10 protein-coding genes and 1 tRNA gene are annotated in these 10,063 nt (G+C 61.8%); 7 read left to right on the top strand and 4 right to left on the bottom strand.

All coding sequences use genetic code 11. The features are described from left to right. Positions 1-968: enolase C-terminal domain-like protein (locus tag GOAMR_RS16235; protein WP_005190235.1), on the bottom strand; the 968-nt coding region annotated here is incomplete at its 3' end. 284 nt (positions 969-1,252) lie between these two features. Here GOAMR_RS16235 and GOAMR_RS16230 point away from each other — a divergent pair. From GOAMR_RS16230 to GOAMR_RS16220, 3 genes are all read left to right on the top strand, one after another. Further along, on the top strand, positions 1,253-2,152 hold the full coding sequence (locus GOAMR_RS16230; protein WP_005190232.1) for a LysR substrate-binding domain-containing protein: 900 nt from the start codon (positions 1,253-1,255) through the stop codon (positions 2,150-2,152). A 236-nt stretch (positions 2,153-2,388) separates the two neighbouring features. Next, the gene (locus GOAMR_RS16225) at positions 2,389-3,270 is read left to right on the top strand and encodes a metal-dependent hydrolase (protein WP_259064509.1); all 882 of its coding nucleotides are present in this window, start codon (positions 2,389-2,391) and stop codon (positions 3,268-3,270) included. Beyond that, entirely contained in the window at positions 3,270-4,415 is a 1,146-nt protein-coding gene (locus GOAMR_RS16220) for a PDR/VanB family oxidoreductase (RefSeq protein WP_005190225.1), read from the top strand. The genes GOAMR_RS16225 and GOAMR_RS16220 overlap by 1 nt, the downstream gene beginning before the upstream one ends. Positions 4,416-4,533: 118 nt before the next feature. On the opposite strand, the gene GOAMR_RS16215 is transcribed toward GOAMR_RS16220, so the two are convergent. From GOAMR_RS16215 to GOAMR_RS16205, 3 genes are all read right to left on the bottom strand, one after another. Continuing rightward, a tRNA-Gly gene (locus tag GOAMR_RS16215) sits at positions 4,534-4,607 on the bottom strand. Between the two features lie 75 nt (positions 4,608-4,682). Continuing rightward, positions 4,683-5,858, bottom strand: a complete 1,176-nt coding sequence (locus tag GOAMR_RS16210; protein ID WP_005190222.1) for a tyrosine-type recombinase/integrase — start codon at positions 5,856-5,858, stop codon at positions 4,683-4,685. Continuing rightward, positions 5,855-6,253 carry a helix-turn-helix domain-containing protein gene (locus tag GOAMR_RS16205; RefSeq protein WP_005190218.1) on the bottom strand — a complete coding sequence of 133 codons (399 nt, stop codon included), beginning with the start codon at positions 6,251-6,253 and terminating at the stop codon, positions 5,855-5,857. The genes GOAMR_RS16210 and GOAMR_RS16205 overlap by 4 nt, the downstream gene beginning before the upstream one ends. Positions 6,254-6,330: 77 nt before the next feature. Here GOAMR_RS16205 and GOAMR_RS16200 point away from each other — a divergent pair, with 77 nt between their 5' ends. The 4 genes from GOAMR_RS16200 to GOAMR_RS24860 all read left to right on the top strand — a co-directional run bounded on the left by GOAMR_RS16200 (position 6,331) and on the right by GOAMR_RS24860 (position 9,883). Next, positions 6,331-6,645, top strand: coding sequence for a hypothetical protein (locus GOAMR_RS16200; protein WP_040515547.1), 315 nt, complete (start codon positions 6,331-6,333; stop codon positions 6,643-6,645). A gap of 47 nt (positions 6,646-6,692) precedes the next feature. Next, positions 6,693-6,980, top strand: coding sequence for a helix-turn-helix domain-containing protein (locus GOAMR_RS25915; protein ID WP_373278779.1), 288 nt, complete (start codon positions 6,693-6,695; stop codon positions 6,978-6,980). Positions 6,981-7,150: 170 nt separating this feature from the next. Beyond that, on the top strand, positions 7,151-9,187 hold the full coding sequence (locus GOAMR_RS16195; protein WP_005190213.1) for an AAA family ATPase: 2,037 nt from the start codon (positions 7,151-7,153) through the stop codon (positions 9,185-9,187). 408 nt (positions 9,188-9,595) lie between these two features. After that, positions 9,596-9,883, top strand: coding sequence for a hypothetical protein (locus GOAMR_RS24860; protein WP_005190210.1), 288 nt, complete (start codon positions 9,596-9,598; stop codon positions 9,881-9,883). The last annotated feature ends 180 nt before the right edge of the window (positions 9,884-10,063 follow it).

Genomic DNA, 10,063 nt, shown 5'->3' with positions numbered 1-10,063 from the left:
TTGGACAGCTCGCCCGCATGGCGTGAGGTCGAGGCGAACGCGGCGCCGAAGGCCAGCGAGCACGCGGTGCCCACCTGTCCGTCGATCTGATTGCCCATGACCACTTCGAGCCCGAGCCCCTCGGCCAGGTGATGCACACGCCGGGACGTGGTGAAGCCGGTCCGCGCGGTCTTGATGCTGAGTGCTGTCATTGAGCCGGAAAGGCTTTCGCGGGTCACATCGGCCGGGGTCGGTACCGACTCGTCGGCGATGAACGGGACGTCGAGCTGCTCGACGAGCCAGCGCCGGCCCAGCACGTCGTCGGCGGGGCAGAGCTCTTCGGCGAACAGCAGGCCGAGGTCGCTCATGTCCTTCATCGCGCGCGCCGACTCCGATGCGGTCCACCCGCGGTTGCCGTCGACGTAGAGCTCGATCCGGTCGCCGAATCGGTCGCGCAGGGCACGCACGACCGCGGTGTCCAGGCCGACCGGACGTCGCCCCACCTTGACCTTGAAGGTGGTGATTCCGTAGGTGTCGACCATTCTCTGTGCGTCGTCGACCATGGCTGCCGGATCATCGAAGCCGAGCATGTGGCTGACCCGCATCTGATCGGTGAAGCCGCCGAGCATGTCCACCACGCGCAGATCGAGGGTGCGGCCGAGAGCATCCCAGATCGCCATGTCGAGTGCGGATTTGGCGGTGGGATTGCCGATGGTGCGGCGCAGGCGCTCGGTGACGATCTCGCGTTCGAGCAGAGTCAGTCCGACGACGGCCGGCGCGAAGATCGTGTTGATGACGGCGACGATGCCGCCCTGGGTCTCGCCATAGGTGTAGGGCCGCGGCGGCGCCTCGGCGACACCGACGACGCCGTCGTCGGTGTGGACCCGGACGAGCACATGCTCGGCGACGTGCACTTCGCCCGAGGCGAATCGCACCGGTTTGCGATAGGGGATGGCGAAGGGGATCGCCTCGATCGCGGTGATTTTCATGGGCTTCTCCCGGAGCGGTGGCAGTGGTGTGATCGGCGCCACGTCTATGTTTGACGGTAGGGGTCGAATAGATAAGAAACAAGGACTTGATATTGAGGTATTGATAAGTCAGTCGGATTAATCGATGGTTCTCACCACCCTGCCGGCGAGTGGCGGGTGTCGCACCAGGTGCATCGCTAGTCCGGGGCCAGGTACTCAGTTATCGTGAGAATTTATCAATGGGTCATCAGTAGGCGACTCGATTTATCTGTGGGTGGTGCTGGTGAACGAGGAAAGGACGTGGTGTGGAGCTTCGCCACCTGCGCTACTTCGCCGCGGTCGCCGAGACCTGCCACTTCGGGCAGGCGGCACAGCACCTCCACGTCGCCCAGCCCGCGCTGTCGTACGCGATCCGGCAACTCGAATCCGAGCTCGACGTGGCGCTGTTCGAGCGCACCACCCGGCGCGTCGCGCTGACCGCCGCGGGCGAGTTCCTGCAGGGGGAGACCGAGCGGATCCTCAAGGCCGTCGATCACGCCACCGAGGGGGTGCGCCGCATCGCCGACGGCCGCAGCGGGCTGGTGCGGGTGGGCCTGACCGGGACCGCGGCGTTCTCACACCTTCCGGTACTGGCGCGGGCGGTGCAGGCAGAGCTCCCCGACGTCGCCCTGCAGATCGAGGCCGACATGCTCACCCCCGCCCAATGCGACGGGCTGCGGTCGGAGGCGATCGACGTCGGTGTGCTGCGCCCGCCCGCCGTCGGCGAGGGCATCGAGATCCGCACCGTCGAGCACGAGCCGCTGGTGCTGGTCGTGTCGGTCGATCACCGGTTGGCACAGGAGCCGGTGGTGGCGATGGCCGACCTGCGGTCCGAACCGTTCGTCATGTACGGCAATCGTGACTCGGCCGTGAACGAGGCGGTGCTGCGGAGTTGCCGGGCCGCCGGGTTCGCGCCCGGCCGGGCCCACGACGCGCCCGGCACGGCGGTGCTGCTGGCGCTGGTGACCGCCGGGCTCGGGGTTGCCGTCGTGCCCGCTTCCGTCCGGGCACTGCCGTTGCGGGGCTTGGTGATTCGGGACCTCGCCGACGGCGGCACCGTCGACCTCGCGCTGGCCCGCCGCGCCGGCGACGACAACCCGGTCATCGACGCCGTCCTCAAGGTGGCGGAGGCGGCCTTCGCCGCCGCCGCGCTCAACCGGTCATAGCCATCGGATAGTCGCTGTCCGCTATCGGCCCCGTTCGTGAAACAAGCCCTGTTCGTGAAACACATCCTGTTCGGACGGTGCGGCGACTGTTTACACCGGATGTGATGTGAACTACCGTGTTTTCAACGCACCAGGGGAGGCTAGGAGAGTGCGTCAACAAGAATCGCGTATTGCCGATCGCTGATCGGGCGATACGGGTTCAATGTTGTGGAAATATTGGGGGAGGGTACACCACATTGAATAATATTGCCGCAGATCCGGGGCCGGTTGCGGTTCGTCCGAGGAACGTCGAGTTCAATTGCTCCGGCGCCCCGTTGCAGTGGATACCGGGTCACCCGGTGAGTTCGCACTTCGTCAGCGCGTTCAATCTGATTCTTCCCGAATGCGAGGAATGGTTCGTCCGGGTGTTCAGTGAGGCGCTCGGGCATGTGGACGACGAGATCCTGCGAGAGACGATGCGCGGCTTCATCGGTCAGGAAGCGCAACATTCGCGGGTGCACGGGAATGTTCTGGACACATTCTTTGCCGAGAACGGCGTCGACACCACCGAGTTCACCGGTCAGATGCGGTGGGTTTTCCGGCGAGTGCTACGTATACCGTCGCGACTGTCGGCACGCCGGCGCCGCAAACATCTGATCTCCCAGCTCTGGCTTATCGCGGCGATCGAGCATTTCACGGCGATATTCGGTGACTTTCTGCTGAACAATTCCTGGGAAGAGTATGGCGCTCATCCCGGACTGGTCGATATCTACCGGTGGCATGGTGCCGAAGAAGTCGAACATCGGTGCGTCGCCCACGATGTGGCGACCTACTTCGGCGACGGTCCGCTACGGCGATTCTGGGCGATGCTCGCAGCGTTCCCGCTCATCATCTCCGTCGTGATCAGGGGAGTACACCTGATCAACACGGGCGAGAACTCGGGGGCGCCGAAGTCCGAGATCGCGATGTGGCGGGCGCTGCACGCCGACGCCGAGCTCGGCCTCGCCCCCGACTTCGGGCGGGTACTGCGGTCGGTGCTGACCTTCGTCGGCCCCGGGTACAACCCGCAGGATGTCGGGTCCACCGCGCAGGCCGTGGCCTACCTGTCCCGTATGCACGTCACCCGGGTGGCGAGCTGATGCCGGAGCTGCGGAAATCTGGGCACGGCAAGCAGAACGGAGCCGGCTGGGCGCCCGAAACCTACAGCCGGACAACGCCTCCGCAACTGTATGGCAAGCCACGCGCCGATCGTGCGATGGTCGCGATGAAATGGCTTCTCGGCGCGTGGTCGCCGCCCTGGGAACTGGGGGTGCGGGCGCCGAGTCCCGCGCCGCCGGCGGCCACCACGGTGGTGTCGGTGGCCCGGCGGACGGTCGTCGCCGGCGACGGCAGCGTCGTGGAACTCGTGCTGGATGCGGCGCCGGGAGACACACTTCCCACGTGGACTGCGGGAGCGCATATCCGGGTACACCTGCCCTCCTCCCGGGTGCGCGAGTACTCGCTGTGCGGCGACCCGGACGGGCGCGGCTACCGCATCGCGGTGCGCAAGGTCTCCGACGACGGCGCATCGGGAGAGGTGCACTCGCTGGCGCTCGGTGCGACGCTACGGATCTCGCGGCCGATCAACGCCTTTCCGCTGGCCCTTCCCGGCCATGGATCATCCGCCGGTGCAGTGCATTTCATCGCCGCCGGCATCGGTATCACCCCGATACTGCCGATGATCATGACCGCCGAACGCTGGTCGGTGCCCTGGACGCTCCTGTACCTGGGACGCAGCCGCGCGGACCTGCCTTATCTCGACAGGCTCGCCGCCTACGGCAACCGGGTGACGATTCATGTCGATGACGAATCGGGAGTCATGACGGGTGAGGACCTGAAGGACTCCCTGCCGCCGGGCGCCGCGCTCTACCTCTGCGGCCCCGCCCGATTCGTCGATCTCGCGGTCGCCCGATTCGGGGACTCACCCGAATGCGCCGAACTCCATTTCGAACGATTCGGCGGGGCAGCCGGGTCCGGCGGCACGGCGTTCACCGTGTCGTTCCGGTCGGGCAGGGCGCCGGTGCAGGTGTCGGAGGACGAAGGCATGCTCGACGCGCTGGTGCGCGCGGATCCGTCGATCGGCTACTCGTGCCGCCAGGGCTTCTGCGGAACGTGCAGGCTCAAGATCCTCGACGGCGAGGTCATCCATCGCGATTCGACCCTGACCGACCTGGAGCGGGCCCGCGGCTACATGTTGCCCTGCGTGTCCCGGGCCGGTGGAGACGACCTCGTCATCGATCTGTGAAGCCGGAAACCACCGCGGGTGGTGCCGCCGATCTGATCTTGCACGGCTGATCATCGGGTCACCGATGGCCGAGAATCACGAAATCCCCTGGTCGGTAACGCTCTGACCAGGGGATTTGTGGAGCCGATGACGGGAATCGAACCCGCGTATTCAGCTTGGGAAGCTGATGTTCTGCCATTGAACTACATCGGCATAGGACGCCTCACCTGCGGTTATGCACCACACCACCCGTCACAAACCCTTCCGTGTCACGCTCGTTGTCACATGTCACGCGAACATCGACCTCGCCGCGTCCCGCAGTGCGTCGTCCTGGCTGTGAGCATACAGCTTCATGGTGAGCGACGCATCAGCGTGTCCGATCCATGCGGCGATCACAGATACCGGCACACCCTGAAGGTGCATCAGCGTTGCGCAGGTGTGCCTGGCGTCGTGCAGGCGAATATGCCGCATGTCGTGATCGGCGAGCATCTCGCGCCAGTATCGACTGAGGACCGCGGGACTGTACGGGTCGCCGATTTCATTGGACACGACATACGCACCTGAGCGATACGCTGAGCCGACTGCGGCGCGTTCTGCGTGTTGACGTTCACGCGCAGCGACCAGCGCCACACGCAGCGACTCAGGCATCGGCAAAGTACGTCGTGATGTGAACGACTTCGGATCACCCTCGACAGATCGCCCGCCCGCAGACACGCGGTTATTGCGGATCGTGAGGCTCGGGTGTGGGCTGGTTAGGTCCACGTCATCCCAACGCAGGCCGGCAATCTCGCCCCTCCTGAGTCCCGATAGCGCCAGGTGCCAGGCATGAGCGAGCCTGTCGCCATCGAGGCTGGCAAGCAGCTGTCGCACTTCGCTTTCCGTGAAGCTGGCCATGTCGCGGTGTGTGGTCGCCACACGGGCGACGTGTTCGGCGACGTTGCGAGCAACCAGCCCTTGCCGTTTCGCATCCTCGAGCAGGCGTGCAGCAGACGCAATGACTTTGTTCGTCGCCTTCGCTCCCCACGGCTTTCTGACTCGACCCTTTGGTGTGGTCGTCCCACCTGCCGTGAGAGCACGCACCATGCTGTCCATGTCGGCCTTGGTCAAGGACTGAATTGGCTTGTCGCCGTGGAACTGTCGCAACGTGTCGAGGTCGTAAGTCAACTTGGACAGGCTGCTTGGCCGCAGCGTGTGCCTGGAAGCGAGGTACGCGTCGATGACCTCCGACACTGTGAGTGTCTTCCTCGGGACGAACGTGCCAGCGTGTGCCTCGGCGCTGATGCTCGACAGTGCTTCCCGCGCTTCCCGTTCCGTACGGTACCGTCTGCGGACCTGGCGACGTTTGCCTGTCTCGGGGTCCACACCGGCCTCAGTCGTGACCTGGTAACGAACCTCGGGTTTGCCGGTCGTGCGATTCTTGACCTCGATCTTTTTGATCTGCGGTGGCAACTGCTGTCGGCTCACTGGATGTCCCAGCCTTCCCGCGCTGCGTCTGTAATCACTTGCCGCAGTTCAGATGCCAGGTTCGGCGGTGTGGGCGACAGGCTCGCGAGCAGCTGCACGTCTGACCAGCGGTACAGGACGCAGTACGCCGTGTCGTAACCCGAGAAGTCGATCGCCTCCTGCGCCTCCTCAGGCGTCATGCCGTCCAGCGGGTACAGGAGCGAAAGGGCCGGTACATCAAGAGCTTTCGCCAGTGCGGCAAGCTCCTGGATATCGACTCCCTCCTTACGTCCTGATTCCCAATTGGCGATCGTTGCCCGCGTGACCACACCGCCCGTTGCCTCGGACAGCTGTCGAGCTGACAAGCCCTTCTTGACTCGCGCCGCCTTGAGCGCGGTTCGGAACCGTTCAATCATGCGTGAACCCTTTCCTCGTTTGCTTCACGACAACACAAATACCACGTTCCTTGACTCTGGACAACACAGCCGCTACCGTGGTCATCACGACGCAGAACGCGGCGTATTTGGTTCACCACGACACAGGAGGCGACGACATGACAGACGTACACGAGCAGGTGCAGGAGGCCTTCGAGCGTCTGCGCAACGATCGAGTGGATATCCTGGAATACCGGGTCGGGCTGGCAGATATTGCTCGGAACTTACGAGATGCCTTGGGTAAGTGTCCCTGCGGCGACCCGATTGTCTGCGGGAAGTTTGCCAATGTAATAGACGATGACGAGGAAGACATTCTCATCCTCGACGTCGAGTGTTCCAACGAGCATTCATACCGCGTGGTCATCGACGCGTGATTCAGAGGGCGGCAGTGGGCGCTGAGTCGTCCGCTGTCGCCTCTTTCATGCGTCGTGCAGTAATCGCGTGCAGAACGCATATATGGACCGCAGAGGAACGCTCAGGGCGGGCAGCTATTGAGAGCGCTTGTGTCATTGTTGAATCACAGCGAAAGGAGAAACAACAAATGCCGGAAAAGCTGTACACAGTTCCGCAGGTGTGCGAGATGTTCGGGGTCTCGCGTTCGACAATGGTCCGATGGATGAGTACGGGAAAGATCCGATCATTCAAGATCGGGCAGCGTCGTCGGATTCCCGAGAGCGCAATTCAAGAAGTCATCGACGGTGCAGCATAGCTAAACCAAAGAAAGGCCCGCATGGTCGGACAGATCACGCGGGCCTTTCCCCTTTGGGTGAGGTTATATGAATATATTACATCATGTCGACTACATACGCAAAATACGGGCGCAATCAGGTAATGTAATCAACAGAACAGCCTCACCCAGCTGAATAAAGTTGGAGAGGTATGCTTAATCCAAAAATAGCGCGGGCTAAAAGCCACCTGAACAAGATATGGGGCCGCACCAAAGGGTACGCGTTCCTCGAGTTCAAACACAAGGATGACCCCGAGGGCAAACGCTGGATCATCAAGAAATTCCAGTGGCCGGCCGAGAAGGCTCAGGTCATCAGTACGCTCGAGCAGTACGCGCCCGATCACCATTGCTTCTACTGCCCCAACGTCATGCGTACCGACAAGCGCAGCCTCGGGAACGCGGTAAAGCGTCCCTGGGCCTGGCTCGACCAAGACAGCCCGGTGGTTGATGCGTCGTTCTTTGAAGAATTCCCGCCGACAATCACAATCCAGTCGGGAACACCAGGCCACACCCAGCGCTTCTGGCGTGTTGATCTGGAATCCTCCGAACAACTGCACGAGGTTTGCAAAGGCATCGGGGAAACCGTCGGGTGTGGGAATGACAAGAAGGCGGACAATGACTTGTTCCGCGTGCCAGGCACTTTCAACTTCAAACACGCAAAACCGCCAATGGTCGAGGTCATCGAACGACGGCCGACAGTTCGCTGTGATGTCGCGGCCCTGTACGCGGCCGTAAGCGCCCAGGATCACGTACGCACACGACAGTCGGCGTCGCACGCGATAGACGCCCAGAAGCCCGCTCAGGTGCCAAGAAAGGCATCCAAACTCGGTCGGGCGCTGCGTGACACCGTGACCGGCGACGGTACAGGCCGAGGCAAGCGCACTTATGCAACTGTCGCGCTGTGTGTGGAAGAAGGCTATTCCCTGCCCGAGACGTTGTGGCTGATGGACAGTTACGAACCCGGACTCGACAAATACGACCGGTACCCGGGCGGGCTGCCAAAACAAATCGGGGTCTGTTATGACACCAAGCTACAGAAGGACACCACACCAGCCAATGAGGACGACATATCCGGGGACATGGAAGACGAGGAATACATCGTGGAATCTGCGGACGAGGGTGAAATGACCCTACAGCGTTGGCTGTGGCAGGACTGGCTGCCGCTCGGTGATCTGTCCCTCATTGCGGGATACGAGGAAAGCATGAAATCCTCGGTGTGCCTCTGGGCAAGCGCTGAGGTGACACGTGGGCGATTTGATGGCGAGTATCGAGGGCAGGCGAAAGGCGTGCTTTATATCGCTGCTGAGGACTCGTGGGAGAGCACTATCAAGCCCCGCTTGGTTGCGAACGGCGCGGACATGTCGAAGGTATTCCGATTCCGCCCGCCAGGCTCGCGACGTGCGTACGTGAACGTCGTAAAAAGCCTCGAACTCATCCGGAAAATCATCCGAGAAAAGAACATCGGTTTGATTGTCCTGGATCCGATCTCAGGCGTGCTCGGCGATACCAACGTCGAGAAGGAAGAGCCGCTGCGTGACGCACTGATTCCGATTATCGACATGGCCGAGGATACAGGTGTGGCGCTGCTGGGAATCAAGCACTTCACCAAGCTGGAATCGACCGACCCGGCAAAACTCATGGGCGGCAATCGTGCATGGTCGTACATCGCCCGCGCAACGATCATGGTGGTCGCCGATCCCAACAACACCGACGACGAGGCCCGAATTATCGAGGTCCACAAGTCGAACCTGGTTCGCAAGCCCAAGCCGCAGAGGTTCAAACCGCAACTCCACACCCTCCGCATTGAAGGGCAGGAGGTCGGGATTCCCGCAGTCTGCTGGGAAGGTGAATCCGACATCGGTGTCGAGGAAGCGCTGAGAATCGCACTGGGACGCAAACGTGCACAGGAGCGAGGGCAGGAAAGCAGCAAGCCTAAGCGACCAAAGGCTCAGGACTGGCTGCACGCTTTTCTTCTCGATAATGGGCCGACAAAACGGACCGAGGTCATCGACTCTCATACGGAAATCATGGAGGAGCAGGAGTTCACGCCATACTCGGAATCTACCCTCGATCGGGCATGGAAGGCCCTGGGTGATCTGGGATTCCACGGGCAGGCACGCAGGACATCAGACGGCGAAGCGATCTGGTCGGTTCTAGGCCGCGATGGGGACGTGGAAATGGCAGGCTGAATTGTCACTCGATTGTCATTTGTGTGTGCACAATGAGCGATGACAATTGACAATTGACAAAACCGCGCTCGCGTGTGTGTCTGTATATATTTTGGTTTGACAATCAATAAACAGGCAGGTAGGGACACCTTTTGCATTGTCACTGGTTTTGTCAATTGTCATTTGTCATTCAGCAATGTGCACACAGCAATGACAATCGTCACGTCCGGCCGGGCGCGCATACGCGGGCGGGCGCACATACGCACGCGCGTACGGAAGTCGTATTCGCGTAATATGAAAACTAGCAGAACAGGACGAGTTCGCAACGGTTCTCCTGGGTGGGTGAACAAGCCGCGTTGCTCTGTTACGCGATGTGACATCCTTTTCCTGGCTCGTCCTGTTCTGCGCCTCGAAGGAAAGGCAGGCGCAATGAAGAATCCCTTGGACGAGCTGCTCGAAGATATCGAGTATGGCTTTGTCGATTATCCAAACACGCGGGGCGGTGTGGACACATCAGGCACCGTCGGTGAAATCCGATCGGGAATACTCCCCGCCCCATTGATCGAAACCGACGACGCAGCGATCAGACCTGGTCGTGTGGAAATCCCTGTATCCCAAGGGAAGTTCGTGGTCGAACCTCGCAACGAGGAAACACACTCATACTTTGTCAGCTCCGCACGCGTAGTGGATTCCGATACCCCGGGGGGTGCGGAATGACCAGGGGGAGGGGTAACGCAGACGGGGCAGGGGGCGAGACCCAGGCAGGGGTCGAGGATGAACCCCTCGGCCCGCAGGGAATGAAAGCACTCCGTGCAGAACGTGCGCTCGTGATCCAGCTGCGGGGAGAACGCAACGCAGCACGGCGAGAGAATGAACAGCTCAAGCAACAGCTATCCA

It is taken from the genome of Gordonia amarae NBRC 15530 (assembly GCF_000241345.1).
Lineage (GTDB): Bacteria > Actinomycetota > Actinomycetes > Mycobacteriales > Mycobacteriaceae > Gordonia > Gordonia amarae.
Note: the sequence above shows the minus strand (reverse complement) of the source record. Positions and strands in the feature narration are given on the sequence as shown.

Coding starts and splice junctions, on each gene's coding strand:
- GOAMR_RS16220 (WP_005190225.1), top strand. CDS start 3,270: ATGCCGGAGCTGCGGAAATCTGGGCACGGCAAGCAGAACGGAGCCGGC.
- GOAMR_RS16205 (WP_005190218.1), bottom strand. CDS start 6,253: ATGATTGAACGGTTCCGAACCGCGCTCAAGGCGGCGCGAGTCAAGAAG.
- GOAMR_RS25915 (WP_373278779.1), top strand. CDS start 6,693: ATGCGTCGTGCAGTAATCGCGTGCAGAACGCATATATGGACCGCAGAG.
- GOAMR_RS16195 (WP_005190213.1), top strand. CDS start 7,151: ATGCTTAATCCAAAAATAGCGCGGGCTAAAAGCCACCTGAACAAGATA.
- GOAMR_RS24860 (WP_005190210.1), top strand. CDS start 9,596: ATGAAGAATCCCTTGGACGAGCTGCTCGAAGATATCGAGTATGGCTTT.